This window comes from Kitasatospora sp. NPDC088391 (assembly GCF_044753345.1).
Lineage (GTDB): Bacteria > Actinomycetota > Actinomycetes > Streptomycetales > Streptomycetaceae > Kitasatospora.
In genome coordinates this window covers 1-12,938 of record NZ_JBIVNB010000006.1, presented here as the reverse complement: position 1 = coordinate 12,938, position 12,938 = coordinate 1, and the positions used below count along the sequence as shown (strand labels likewise).

Below are 12,938 nucleotides of genomic sequence, written 5' to 3'. Positions count from 1 at the left end.
CCGCTAGTCGCGCGGCGCGGCGTCCGCGGCGTTCCGGCCGTCGTCGGCGGCCGCGGGGGCCTGCCGGCGCGGCTCGCCGCGGCGGACCGCGCCGGGCGCGGACCACGCCTTGGGCGCCTTGCGGCGCTCCGAGGACTCCAGCTGCCAGGGTACGGACGTCACCATCACGCCGGGCTTGAACAGCAGGCGCCCCTTGAGCCGCAGCGCGCTCTGGTTGTGCAGCAGGTGCTCGTACCAGTGGCCGACCACGTACTCGGGGATGTAGACCGCGACCACGTCGCGCGGGCTGGAGCGGCGCAGGTTCTTCACGTAGTCCAGCACCGGCCCGGTGACCTCGCGGTACGGCGAGTCGAGGACCTTCAGCGGCACGTCGATGCCGCGCTCGTCCCACTCCTGCCGGAGCGCCGCGGTGTCGGCCGGGTCGACGTTGACGGTGACCGCTTCCAGGGTGTGCGCCCGGGCGAGCCGGGCGTAGGCCAGGGCGCGCAGGGCCGGCTTGTGCAGCTTGGAGACCAGCACGATGGCGTGCACCCGGGTCGGCGGGGCGGCGTCGTCGGGCTCCTCGGCGGCCTTCAGTTCGGTGCTGACCCGGTCGTAGTGGCGGCGGATCGCCTTCATCATCACGAACAGCACCACCATCAGGGCGATGGCGATCCAGGCGTGGGTGATCTTGGTGACCAGCACCACGATCAGCACGGCCATCGTCATGATCAGGCCGAAGGTGTTGATCGCCCGGCTGCGCTGCATGTGGGCGCGCTTCTTCGGGTCGGTCTCGGTGCGCAGCAGCCGGGTCCAGTGCCGGATCATGCCGGACTGGCTCATGTTGAAGGCCACGAAGACGCCGACGATGTACAGCTGGATCAGCCGGTTCGGGTCGGCGCCGAACGCCACGATGAACAGGATCGCCGCGCCGGCCAGCAGCACGATGCCGTTGGAGAACGCCAGCCGGTCGCCGCGGGTGTGCAGCTGGCGGGGCAGGTAGCGGTCCTGGGCGAGGATCGAGCCGAGCACCGGGAAGCCGTTGAACGCGGTGTTGGCGGCCAGCACCAGGATCAGGCCGGTGGTGGCGGCGATGAAGTAGAAGCCCGGGGTGAAGTTGGAGAACACCGCCTCGGAGATCTGTGCCAGCACGGTCTTCTGGTGGTAGTTCTCCGGCGCGCCGATCAGCTGCTCGGCCGGGTTCTCGGCCATCTGCGTACCGGTCAGGTGGGCCAGGTAGATGATGCCCATGAACATCGCCACGGCGACGGTCGCCATCATCAGCAGCGTGGTCGCCGCGTTCTTGCTCTTGGGCTTGCGGAAGGCCGGCACGCCGTTGGAGATCGCCTCCACGCCGGTCAGCGCGGCACAGCCCGAGGAGAACGCCTTCAGCAGCAGGAACACCAGGGCGAACCCGGCCAGCGACCCGTTCCCGGGCGTCGCCTCCAGGTGGTACGCCGCACTCTCCGCGGGCATCGCGGCCCCGAAGCCGAAGTGCCGGACCAGGCCGTACACCACCATGCCGATCACGCCGACCATGAAGGCGTACGTCGGGACGGCGAAGGCGCTGCCGGACTCGCGGACGCCGCGCAGGTTCATGCCCATCAGCACGATGACCAGGAACACCGACAGCGCCATCTCGTGGCCGCGCAGCGCCGGCACCGCCGACACCACGTTGGCCACGCCGGAGGTCGTCGACACCGCCACCGTGAGGATGTAGTCGACCATCAGCGCGCTCGCCACCACCAGGCCGGAGTTCGACCCGTGGTTGACGGTGGCGACCTCGTAGTCGCCGCCACCGCTGGGGTAGGCGTACACGTTCTGCCGGTACGAGGCGACCACCGCGAGCATCACGATGGCGACCACGACGCCGATCTGCCAGGAGAAGTGGATCGCCGACGCGCCGGCCAGCGACAGCGTGAGCAGGATCTCCTCGGGCGCGTACGCAACGGAGGAGAGCGCGTCCGAGGCGAACACCGGCAGCGCGATCCGCTTGGGGAGAAGGGTCTCCCCCAGCTTGTCGCTGCGCAGCGCACGCCCGATCAGGATGCGTTTCGGTAGGTCAGCAGGCATAGGCACAGCAAGGAATCGTAAGGGTTGGACGTGGCACCGGATGCCTCGCGGGGCCACCTTGCTCGCGACTGTGTTCGGTGGACCGGCTAGCGTGTCGACAGAAGGCTCAGCGGGCAACACCGAGTTGCCCCTCGCGCCCGATCGCAGGCGCGGCTGACGACTCGCCCTCGAAACCGAGGGCACGGAAGGACGATGAGCGGTGTTTACGCAGGTCATGACCCCCACGGGACGGATGAGGTAGGCGCGTGCACATCGTCATCATGGGCTGCGGACGCGTCGGGTCCGCCCTCGCCAGAACGCTGGAGAAACAAGGCCACTCGGTCGCGGTGATCGACCGGGACCCGACCGCCTTCCGTCGGCTCGGCGCCGGCTTCAACGGCCGCCGGGTCACCGGCGTCGGCTTCGACCAGGACACCCTGAAGGAAGCGGGCATCGAGGAGGCCGGCGCGTTCGCCGCCGTCTCCAGCGGCGACAACTCGAACATCATCGCGGCCCGGGTGGCCCGCGAGAACTTCGGCGTCGAGCACGTCGCGGCCCGCATCTACGACCCGCGCCGCGCCGAGGTCTACCAGCGCCTGGGCATCCCGACCGTCGCCACCGTCCGGTGGACCGCCGACCAGATGCTGCGCCGGCTGCTGCCGAGCGGCGCCGAGCCGCTCTGGCAGGACCCGTCGGGCGCCGTCCAGCTGGCCGAGGTCGCGTTCTCCCCGGCCTGGGTCGGCCACCGGCTCGCCGAGCTGGAGGAGTCCGCCGGCGTCCGGGTGGCGTTCGTCACCCGGGTCGGCGAGGGCACCCTGCCCACCCCGCAGATGGTGGTCCAGGAGGGCGACCTGGTGCACGTGATGCTGCGCCGCAACGAACTGACCGCGGTCGAGGCGGCCTTCGCCAAGGGCCCCGAGGAGGCTGGTCACTGATGCGCGTCGCCATCGCCGGAGCCGGTGCCGTCGGCCGTTCCATCGCCGGGGAGCTGCTGGAGAACGGCCACGAGGTCCTGCTGATCGACAAGAACCCGAACTCCATCTCGGTGGAGCGGGTTCCGCTCGCCGAGTGGCTGCTCGCCGACGCCTGCGAGATCACCTCGCTGGACGAGGCCGCGCTGCAGCGCTGCCACGTGGTGATCGCCGCCACCGGTGACGACAAGGTCAACCTGGTGGTGTCGCTGCTCGCCAAGACCGAGTACGGCGTGCCGCGGGTGGTCGCCCGGGTGAACAACCCGAAGAACGAGTGGCTGTACAACGAGTCCTGGGGCGTGGACGTCGCGGTCTCCACCCCGCGCCTGATGTCGGCGCTGGTCGAGGAGGCGGTGAGCGTCGGCGACCTGGTCCGCCTGATGCGCTTCTCCCAGGGCAACGCCAACCTGGTCGAACTGACCCTGGCCGCCGACAGCCCGCTGGTCTCCACCCGGGTCGGCGACGTGGCCTGGCCGGTCGACACCGCGCTGGTCACCATCATCCGCGAGGGCCGGGTGCTGGTGCCGGGCGGCAGCGACACCCTGGAGGCCGGGGACGAGCTGCTGTTCGTCGCCGCCCAGGAGCGCGAGGAGGAGCTGGAGACGCTGCTGGCCGGCTGATCCCGCCCCCGGAACGGCGAAGGGCCCGCGCGGTGCGCGGGCCCTTCGCCGTTCCGGCCGTCACTTCCCGGCCGTCACTTCCCGGGTTCTTCCTCGTCGTCCTCGACGACCGCCTTGATCGGCGGCGGCGCGGTCAGCAGGATGCGCCAGGTCACGTACATCGCCAGCAGCATCGGCGGGATGCCGAGCGCGACCTTCAGCCAGCCCAGCAGGCTGACCTGTCCGGCCGCCCAGAGCGGGAACAGGACCACCGGCTTCAGGCCCATGATCACCGCCCAGGCCCAGGTCGCCCGGGTGTAGGCGGCCAGCCGGCCCGGGTTCTGCTTGCGCCAGGTGAACATCTCGCCGGTGATCGGGCCGAGCATGATGCCGATCATCGGCCAGCGGACCAGCGCGGAGACCGCGAACGCCGCGCAGTAGCCGACGTTCCAGAGCAGGCCCGGCAGGTAGAAGTCCTCGGCCTTGCCGGTCTTCATCGCGAACCAGGCGCTGATGCCCACGCCGAACACGCCGGAGAAGGCGTGCTGGATGGTCTCCCGGCGCAGCAGCCGGACCACCACGAACACCGCGCACAGCGCCAGCGCCGCCCAGGCGGACGCGGCCACCTGGTGGGTGATGTTGAAGGTGACGATGTAGACCAGGCCGGGCAGCGTGATGTCGATCATGCCGCGGACGCCGCCGAAGGCGCTCATCACGGTGTCGGCCGCCTCCTTGGAGGCGTCGCGCTCCGGCGGGGGCTGCTCGCCGTCCTGCGGGCCGTTCGGGCCGTGCGCGGTCACCCGGATCGCCTCGTTGCTCACGCGGACTCGCTCCCGTGGCCGACCGGCCGCAGCTCGTAGCGGGGGTTGAAGAGCACGCGCCGTCCGCGTGCGTGGCTGATCCGGCCGCTGGCGATCAGGCGGCGGCCCGGCTCGATCCCGACGATCGAGCGGCGGCCCAGCCAGACCACGTCCAGCGCCTCGGTGCCGTCGAACAGCTCGGCCTCCAGCGCGGGCACGCCCGCGCGCGGGCGGAGCGTGACCGTCCGCAGGGTGCCGGCGACGGTGACCACCTCGCGGTCGCCGCAGGAGGCGATCGGGGTGCAGCCCGCCTCGGCGGTGTCCTGCCGCAGCTCCTCGGCGGCGAGCTCCTCGGAGGAGGACGTCAGCCGGTTCAGCATGCGGCGGAAACGGCCCTGCGGCTGGTCGCCGGTGTTGTCACCACTCATGCGGGAAGGGTACCGGTTCGGCGGTCCGGCACGGCAGAGCACCGCGTGGGCCCGGTCACGGTTCGAAGCGGTAGCCCATGCCGGGTTCGGTGACGAAGTGCCGGGGGTGCGAGGGGTCGGCCTCCAGCTTGCGGCGCAGCTGCGCCAGGTAGACCCGCAGGTAGTTGGTCTCCTTGCGGTAGGCGGGGCCCCAGACCTCCTGGAGCAGCTGGGTCTGGCTGACCAGCCGCCCGGAGTTGCGCACCAGCACCTCCAGCAGGTGCCACTCGGTGGGCGTGAGCCGGATGTCCGCGCCGTCCCGGGCGACCTTCTTGGCGGCCAGGTCGACGGTGAAGGAGTCGGTGGTGACCACCGGCTCGCCCTCGGCGGTGACCGGTTCGGCGCGGCGGACGGCGGCCCGCATCCGGGCCAGCAGCTCGTCCATGCCGAAGGGCTTGGTGACGTAGTCGTCGGCGCCCGCGTCCAGTGCCTCGACCTTCTCGTCGGAGGCGTGCCGGGCGGACAGCACGATGATCGGCACCCTGGTCCAGCCGCGCAGGCCGCGGATCACCTCGACGCCGTCCATGTCGGGCAGGCCGAGGTCGAGCACCACCACGTCGGGGTGGCGGGCGGCGGCCAGTTCCAGGGCGCCCGCGCCGTCGTGCGCGGAGTCGACCTCGTACTTGCGGGCCTTGAGGTTGATCACCAGGGCGCGGACGATCTGCGGTTCGTCGTCCACCACCAGGACCCGGGTCATGCGGGACCGGCCTTTCGGTTGTCGGGGTGTTCCAGCTCGACGGCGTCCAGGGACACCACCATGGTCAGTCCGCCGCCGGGGGTGTCCTCGGCGGCGACGGTGCCGCCCATCGCCTCGGCGAAGCCGCGGGCCACGGCCAGGCCGAGGCCCACGCCGGTGCCGCGCGGGGCGTCGCCGTGCCGCTGGAACGGGGCGAAGATCCGCTCCCGGGCCTCCTCGGGGACGCCCGGTCCGCGGTCGACGACGCGCAGCTCGACCCGGCCGCCCTGCGGCAGCAGATCCGCCTTCACCAGCACGGGTGAACCGGGCGGTCCGTACTTGACGGCGTTCTCCACCAGGTTGGCCAGCACCCGCTCCAGCAGCCCCGGATCGGCCCGCACCATCGGCAGCGACTCGGCCACGTCCAGCCGCACGCTGCCCGACGGGACGCCGCCCAGCACGAACGGCACCACCTCGTCCAGGTCGGTCGGCCGCAGCAGCGGGGTGACGGTGCCGGTCTGCAGCCGGCTCATGTCCAGCAGGTTGTTGATCAGGTGGTCGAGCCGGTCCGCGCCCGACTCGATCCCGGCCAGCAGCTCCGCCTCGTCCTCCGGGTCCCACTCGACGTCCTCGGCCCGCAGCGAGCTGACCGACGCCTTGATCCCCGCCAGCGGTGTGCGCAGGTCGTGCGAGACCGCCGCCAGCAGCGCGGTGCGGATCCGGTTGCCCTCGGCCTCCCGCCGGGCCGCCGCCGCCTCCCCGGCCAGTCGGCGCCGGTCCAGCAGGACGGCCGCCTGGTTGGCGAAGGCGCCGAGCATCCGGCGGTCCTCGGCGGGCAGCACCCGGCCGCGCAGCACCAGCGCCAGCCGCTCGCCGACCGGGACGTCCACGTCCGCCTGCTCCGGACCGGTCGGCGGGTGCGGCCCGACCGCGGCGGCGCGGTGCCACGCCCCGTGCGGGTCGGCCCGCTCCAGCAGCGCCACCGACTCCTGCTGGAAGGTCTCCCGGACCTGCTCCAGCAGCGCCGTCAGCACCCCCTCGCCGGTCGGCGCGCCGCGCAGCACAGTGCCCGCCAGCGCGGACAGCGTCTGCGCCTCGGCCCGGGCCCGGGCCGCCTGGTGGCTGCGCCGGGCGGCCAGGTCGACCACGGTGGCGACCGCGATGCCGACCGCGGCGAAGATCGCCACCGCCGCGATGTTCTCCGGCTGGGCGATGGTGAAGGTGTGGATGGGGGGCGCGAAGTAGTAGTTGAGCGCCGAGGAGGAGACCAGCGCGGACGCTATCGCCGGGAACAGCCCGCCGACCAGCGCCGCGCACACCGTCAGCGACAGGAACAGCAGCATGTCGGTGGGCAGGCCCGGCCCGGCGAACCGGCTGAGCAGCAGCGCCAGCAGCGGCGGACCGGCCACGCCGATCAGCCAGCCCGCCACCGTCCTGGTCCGCCCCAGGTCGGTGACCCTGCGGATCGGCAGCCGGCCCCGGCCGCGCGCCGCGTGCTCGTGGTTGACCATGTGGACGTCGATGTCGCCGGAGTCCCTGGTCACGGTGTAGCCGACGCCCGGCCCGTACACGTACTGCCAGACCTTGCGGCGGCTGGTGCCGATCACGATCTGGGTGGCGTTGACGCCGCGCGCGAAGTCCAGCAGCCCGGCCGCCGGGTCGTCGCCGAGCACCGTGTGGAAGCTGCCGCCGAGGCTCTCCAGCAGGGCGCGCTGCTCGATCAGCGCCTGCGGCGAGGAGCCGGACAGGCCGTCCGAGCGCGAGATGTGCACCGCCAGCAGCTCGCCCGCGCTGGTGCGGGCCGCGATCCGGGCCGCCCGGCGGATCAGCGTGGCGCCCTCCGGGCCGCCGGTCAGGCCGACCACGATCCGCTCCCGGGCCTGCCAGGTGCCCTGGATGCCCTGCTCGGCCCGGTAGCGCTGCAGGTACTCGTCGACCCGGTCGGCCGTCCACAGCAGCGCCAGCTCGCGCAGCGCCGTCAGGTTGCCGGGCCGGAAATAGTGCGCGAGCGCCGCGTCGACCTTTTCCGGCGCGTACACGTTGCCGTGCGCCAGCCGGCGGCGCAGCGCCTGCGGCGACATGTCGACCAGCTCGATCTGGTCGGCCCGGCGCACCACCTCGTCCGGGACGGTCTCCCGCTGCCGGACGCCGGTGATGCCCTCGACCACGTCGCCCAGCGACTCCAGGTGCTGGATGTTCACGGTGGAGACGACGTCGATCCCGGCCGCCAGCAGTTCCTCGACGTCCTGCCAGCGCTTGGCGTTGCGCGAGCCCGGGACGTTGCTGTGGGCGAGTTCGTCGACCAGCGCCACCGCCGGGTTCCGGGCCAGCAGGGCGTCCAGGTCCAGTTCGGTGAACTCGGCGCCGCGGTGCCGCAGCGCGCGGCGCGGGACGGTCTCCAGTCCGGCCAGCAGCTCGGCGGTGCGGGCCCGGCCGTGGGTCTCCACGAAGCCGACCACCACGTCCGCGCCGCGGTCGAGCCGGCGGTGCGCCTCGGCGAGCATGGCGAAGGTCTTGCCGACGCCCGGGGCCGCCCCGAGGTAGATCCGCAGCCTGCCGCGGGCCGTGTGCACCATGGCTCCGAGACTAGAGCCTCCGGTAGCAATATCCGCTGATCAGCCCGGGTCACCTGAAGAATTGTCAACTTCTTGACGGCCGCTCGGCCAGAATGCCGAATGAACCGGCCGCACCCGGCCGACCACTTCGAGGGGGAACCACCATGCGCGGACTCGTACTCGGCGGCGGCGGAGTCGCCGGCATCTCCTGGACGACCGGCCTGCTGCACGGACTCGCCGAACACGGCGTCGACCTCCCCGGCACCGCCGACCGGGTCCTCGGCACCTCCGCCGGCGCCACCGTCGCCGCCCAGCTCGCCTCCGGCCTCCCGCTCGCCGAGCTCTACCGCCGACAGACCGAACCCGACCTGCAGAACCACGAGCTCGTCCCGCCCGCCGAGGCGCTGCCCGCCCTCTTCGAGACCATCGGCAAACTGCTCGCCGAGATCGCCGACCCGGCCGAACTCCGCCGCCGCATCGGCCGGATCGCCCTCGACGCCGACACCGTCCCGGCCGCCGACCGGCTCGCCGTCATCGCCGCCCGCCTCCCCGGCCGCGACTGGCCCGCCTGGCCGCTCACCCTCACCGCCGTCGACGCCGAGAGCGGCGAACTCCGCACCTTCGACCGCGACAGCGGCGTCCCGCTGCTCGACGCCGTCGCCGCCAGCTGCGCCGTCCCCGGCATCTGGCCGGTGGTCGGGATCGACGGCCACCGCTACATGGACGGCGGCGCCCGCAGCGCCAACAACGCCGACCTGATGACCGGTCAGCAGGCCGTCCTGGTCCTCGCCCCGATGGCCGACCCTCCCCCAGCCTTCGGCCGGGGGTACCCCCTCCTCGACGCCGAACTCGACGCCCTGCGGGCCACCGGCCGGGCGCTCGCCGTCGGCCCCGACGAGGACGCGCAGGCCGCCTTCGGCGCCAACCCGCTCGACCCCGCCGTCCGCACCCCCTCCGCCGAGGCCGGCCGGGCCCAGGCCGCCCGGGTCGCGGAACAGGTCCGCGCACTCTGGGCGGTCTGACGACCCCCTGCTCCTACTCCTCGACGATCCTGCCGTCCCGCAGCTCCAGGACCCGGTCCGCCAGTTCCATCAGCTGCGGGTCGTGCGTCGCCACCAGCGCCGTCACGCCCTCGCTGCGCACCACCGCGCGCAGCAGCTGCATGATCGCCAGACCGGTGTCCGAGTCCAGCTGGCCGGTCGGCTCGTCCGCGATCAGCAGCGCCGGCTCGTTCGCCAACGCCCGCGCCACCGCCACCCGCTGTTGCTGGCCGCCCGACATCTCGGTCGGCCGCTGCTCCATGTGGTCCGCCAGACCCACCATCGCCAGCAGTGTGCGGACCCGCTCCTCGCGCTCCTTCACCGCCACCTTGCGCAGCCGCATCGGCACCCCGACGTTCTCCGCCGCCGTCAGCACCGAGATCAGCCCGAACGACTGGAACACGAAACCGATCCGGTCCCGCCGCAGCTCCAGCCGCCCCGACTCGTCCAGGCCCGCCAGGTCCGTCCCGGCGATGCTGATCTTCCCCGAGGACGGCGTGTCCAGCCCGCCCACCAGGTTCAGCAGCGTCGTCTTGCCCGACCCCGACCGGCCCCGCAGCGCAGTCAGCTCCCCGGCCTTCGCCGTGAACGACACCCCGCGCACCGCGTGCACCGCCCGGTCGCCCTCACCGAAGGTCCGGCGCACATCCTCCACGACCACCATCGCACCGCTCATCCCAGCACCTCCGACTCCTCGGCCCGCCAGACTCCGACGTGGTCCTCTTCCAATGCCAGCCGCACCCGACGGCTCAGCCCCAATGCCTCGGTGAAGTCCTGCGGCAGCTGCAACCGCCCCACCCGGTCCAGCACCGCGTACTCCACCCCCGGCTCGCCCCGCTCCGGACGCAGCACCTCGGTCGAGGTGCGGCCGTTCCGGATGCGAACAGTACGCCGAACTTCGTTCGCAACCATAGGGTCGTGGGTGACGATCAGGACCGTCACCCCCAGTTCCTCGTTCACCGACCGCAGCGCCGCGAAGATCTCGTCGCTGGTCGCGCTGTCCAACTCCCCCGTCGGCTCGTCCGCCAGCAGCAGCGCCGGCTCGTTCGCGTTCGCCACCGCGATCGCCACCCGCTGCTGCTCACCGCCCGACATCTCGGCCGGCCGACGCTCCGTCAGGTACCCGACACCCAGCAGCCCCAGCAGCTCGGTCGCCCGCCGCTGCCGCTCCCGCCGCGGCACCCCCGCGTACCCCATCGGCACCATCACGTTCTCCACCGCCGTCAGGTACGGCAGCAGGTTGCGCGCGGTCTGCTGCCAGACGAACCCGACCGTCCGGCGGCGGAAGTCCAGGCGTTCGCGCTTCCCCATCGCCAGCAGGTCGTGGCCCGCCACCCGGGCACTGCCCGCCGTCGGCACGTCCAGTCCCGCGAGGATCCCCAGCAGCGTCGACTTCCCCGAACCCGAGGCGCCGACCACCGCGATCAACTCGCCGTCCTCCACCGTCAGGTCCAGCCCCTGCAGGGCCTGCACCTCGACCCCCTCGGACCGGTGGATGCGCACCAGGTTCTCGCACACCACCATGCCCTCGGCCGGCGGCGGACCCGACGCGGCGGCCAGCCGCCGCAACTCCGCCAGGTCCGGCACGGCCCGCACCGACTCGCCCCCCACGCGCTCCCCCTCCGGGCACCACGGCCCGTCCTCCCGGAGCACGTCGCCGCGCCCCGATGCACGGCCGGCCGGTCGGGACAGTCCCCTGTTCTGCCCCGACCGGCCGTCCGCCCTCACATTCGGCCCTGCGCCCACACAGCGAAGGCCACACCTCTCCAACGCGGCCCGAACCGGACGGGTTGCATCGCCTTCCGGACTTTTTCCGATCGTTCTTCCGATCGGTCCGTCCGCCGGTCCGCCGACCGGCCCGCGCTCAGCGCGTCGGCTGCCCCGCCCCCGGCTCCCCCAGGGCCAGGAACTCCGCCATCGCCGCCCGGAACGGGTCCGACAGCCCCGCCGTCGGCGCCACCCCCGGGCCGCCCCGACGCACCGTCAGCACCGCCACCATCGAACCCCTGACGTGCACCGCCGCCTCCTCCGCGAACGGCAGCGGCTGCCACACCCCCAGGGCCACCCCGCCCTCCAGGTGCTGCTCGATCGCCCAGCCCGCCCCCGGCAGCACGCACTCCCCACCGGCCAGCAACCGCGCGCCCGCCCCCTCCGCCTCGCCCGCCGACCCGAACCGCAGCACGTACTGCCGGGCCGTCGCCTGCGCCGTCCCACCGTTCTCGTACGTCTCCACCCACACCTGCGCGGCCCCCGCGGTCCGCACCAGGACCGGCACGCACCCGTCCACCGCCGCGTCCGCCGGCAACGGGACCCGCCCCGGGCCCTGCGTCGTCCCGGGAGTGGCCCCGGACGACGCGCCCGACGACGCGCCCGGTGTCGGGCTCGACGTCAGACCCGACGTCGCACCCGGCGTCGTCCCGGCCGAGGTGCTCGGCACCGGCAGCACCGTCCACGGGCCGTACCCGCCCAGCACGCTCGGCAGCCGCGACACGTCCAACGCCAGGGCCCGCGCCTCCGGCTCCGCCGCCCCCAGCGGCGCCGCCCAGGTCTCGGCCGTACCCGCCGTCCCGCCCGTCCCCGCGGACGCGCTCGCGGCCGTCGCGGCGTACTCGGTCGAGGACATGACCGAGGACGGCGACGGGAGCGTCTTGGGCCCCGTCAACGTCACGTCCTCCGTCGGCCCCGGCTTCAGCACCGGCGCCGGAGCGGCCACCCCGTGCCCACCGGACGACGGCACCACCGACAGCCCCGACCACAGCGCCGCGGCCCCCAGCACCCCCGCACCGACCGCCGCACCCGCCCGCCGACGGCGACGCCGCGCCCCGCGGAGCACCACCTCGGCACCGTCCGGCGCCGGAACCGCCAGCACCACCTCGCGCCGCAGCCCGTCGAACATCGCCTCCAACCGGGCAGCCCCGATCGCCGGACGCTCGTCCTCCGCCCCCGTCTCCGCCCTAGACACGAGAACCGCAGTCCTCGACCACCCGGACCCGAACCCCCGCCGACTCCACCGCCACCTGCTCCTCGCCCTGCTGCTCCCCCGGCACCGCCGCACCCGCCACCTCAGCGGCAGCCGTCCGAACCGGCCGCAACGACGCGCCCACCGACTCCTCGACGACCACCGCCGGCTCTTCCCCCAACAACACCGCCAACGCCTGCCGCCCCCGGTGCAACCGCGCTTTCACCGTCCCCACCGGCACCCCTTCGTCCGCGGCGATCTCCGCCACCGAACGACCCCCCATGTGGTGCCACACCAACGCCGACCGCTGCGCCTCCGGCAACTGCCGCAGCGCCTCCACCAACGCCACCGTCTCCGGCCCCGGCCCCGGAACCGGCGCCTGCACACCCCCGTGCCTGATCCAGCTCTGCAACGCCGTCCGCGCCCGCCGCCACCGGCTGATCGCGATCCGCTGCCCCGTCAGCCTGACCCACGCCACCGGATTCTCGTGCGACACCAGCCGCCCCCAGTGATGCCAAGCCCGGACGAACGCCTCCTGGGCAGCGTCCTGCGCCTCGCCCAGATCCCCCGTCAACGCGTACAGGTGCGCAACCAGCTGACCGTACGCCGCCTCGTAGAACGCCCGAAAGTCGTCGCCGCCCCGCTCGGCTCCACCGCCGGCGTCCTCGCCCTGCTCCACGACCATGACGCCACAGTGTGCCGTGCACCGACCGACCCGGCAATACTCCGCTCGTCCCAAAACGCGAAGAAGCCCCCTGACTTCCCGTCAGGGGGCTTCTCCACAATGATTGTTCGGCGGCGTCCTACTCTCCCACAGGGTCCCCCCTGCAGTACCATCGG

At 73.1% G+C, this 12,938-nt stretch carries 12 protein-coding genes; 3 read left to right on the top strand and 9 right to left on the bottom strand.

The window, feature by feature from the left end:
* Positions 1–3 precede the first annotated feature (3 nt).
* Positions 4–2,052 (bottom strand): APC family permease, encoded by a 2,049-nt coding sequence (locus tag ACIQBJ_RS19325; protein WP_400711458.1) that lies wholly within the window; start codon positions 2,050–2,052, stop codon positions 4–6.
* 245 nt (positions 2,053–2,297) lie between these two features.
* Between ACIQBJ_RS19325 and ACIQBJ_RS19320 the strand changes: the two genes are divergently transcribed.
* Positions 2,298–2,966 carry a potassium channel family protein gene (locus ACIQBJ_RS19320; RefSeq protein WP_400711455.1) on the top strand — a complete coding sequence of 223 codons (669 nt, stop codon included), beginning with the start codon at positions 2,298–2,300 and terminating at the stop codon, positions 2,964–2,966.
* Complete coding sequence (locus ACIQBJ_RS19315; protein WP_400711452.1) at positions 2,966–3,622, top strand: potassium channel family protein; 657 nt, start codon at positions 2,966–2,968, stop codon at positions 3,620–3,622. Before ACIQBJ_RS19320 ends, ACIQBJ_RS19315 begins: the two co-directional genes overlap by 1 nt.
* A 74-nt stretch (positions 3,623–3,696) precedes the next feature.
* Here the strand turns inward: ACIQBJ_RS19315 and ACIQBJ_RS19310 are convergent, their stop codons facing one another.
* The 4 genes from ACIQBJ_RS19310 to ACIQBJ_RS19295 are packed head-to-tail and all read right to left on the bottom strand — an operon-like array spanning position 3,697 to position 8,120.
* The gene (locus ACIQBJ_RS19310) at positions 3,697–4,422 is read right to left on the bottom strand and encodes a DUF3159 domain-containing protein (protein ID WP_400711449.1); all 726 of its coding nucleotides are present in this window, start codon (positions 4,420–4,422) and stop codon (positions 3,697–3,699) included.
* Complete coding sequence (locus tag ACIQBJ_RS19305; protein WP_400711446.1) at positions 4,419–4,829, bottom strand: OB-fold nucleic acid binding domain-containing protein; 411 nt, start codon at positions 4,827–4,829, stop codon at positions 4,419–4,421. The genes ACIQBJ_RS19310 and ACIQBJ_RS19305 overlap by 4 nt, the downstream gene beginning before the upstream one ends.
* Before the next feature lie 55 nt (positions 4,830–4,884).
* Positions 4,885–5,565, bottom strand: a complete 681-nt coding sequence (locus ACIQBJ_RS19300; RefSeq protein ID WP_400711443.1) for a response regulator — start codon at positions 5,563–5,565, stop codon at positions 4,885–4,887.
* Positions 5,562–8,120, bottom strand: coding sequence for an ATP-binding protein (locus tag ACIQBJ_RS19295; RefSeq protein WP_400711440.1), 2,559 nt, complete (start codon positions 8,118–8,120; stop codon positions 5,562–5,564). The genes ACIQBJ_RS19300 and ACIQBJ_RS19295 overlap by 4 nt, the downstream gene beginning before the upstream one ends.
* A gap of 143 nt (positions 8,121–8,263) precedes the next feature.
* Here ACIQBJ_RS19295 and ACIQBJ_RS19290 point away from each other — a divergent pair, with 143 nt between their 5' ends.
* A complete protein-coding gene (locus ACIQBJ_RS19290) occupies positions 8,264–9,121 on the top strand; it encodes a patatin-like phospholipase family protein (RefSeq protein WP_400711437.1) in 858 nt (285 codons plus the stop codon).
* A gap of 13 nt (positions 9,122–9,134) precedes the next feature.
* Here the strand turns inward: ACIQBJ_RS19290 and ACIQBJ_RS19285 are convergent, their stop codons facing one another.
* The 4 genes from ACIQBJ_RS19285 to ACIQBJ_RS19270 all read right to left on the bottom strand — a co-directional run bounded on the left by ACIQBJ_RS19285 (position 9,135) and on the right by ACIQBJ_RS19270 (position 12,783).
* On the bottom strand, positions 9,135–9,815 hold the full coding sequence (locus ACIQBJ_RS19285; RefSeq protein ID WP_400711434.1) for an ABC transporter ATP-binding protein: 681 nt from the start codon (positions 9,813–9,815) through the stop codon (positions 9,135–9,137).
* A complete protein-coding gene (locus ACIQBJ_RS19280) occupies positions 9,812–10,663 on the bottom strand; it encodes an ABC transporter ATP-binding protein (protein ID WP_400712534.1) in 852 nt (283 codons plus the stop codon). The genes ACIQBJ_RS19285 and ACIQBJ_RS19280 overlap by 4 nt, the downstream gene beginning before the upstream one ends.
* A 340-nt stretch (positions 10,664–11,003) precedes the next feature.
* A complete protein-coding gene (locus ACIQBJ_RS19275; protein WP_400711431.1) occupies positions 11,004–12,101 on the bottom strand; it encodes a hypothetical protein in 1,098 nt (365 codons plus the stop codon).
* Positions 12,094–12,783, bottom strand: coding sequence for a SigE family RNA polymerase sigma factor (locus ACIQBJ_RS19270; RefSeq protein WP_400711427.1), 690 nt, complete (start codon positions 12,781–12,783; stop codon positions 12,094–12,096). The genes ACIQBJ_RS19275 and ACIQBJ_RS19270 overlap by 8 nt, the downstream gene beginning before the upstream one ends.
* Positions 12,784–12,938 lie beyond the last annotated feature (155 nt).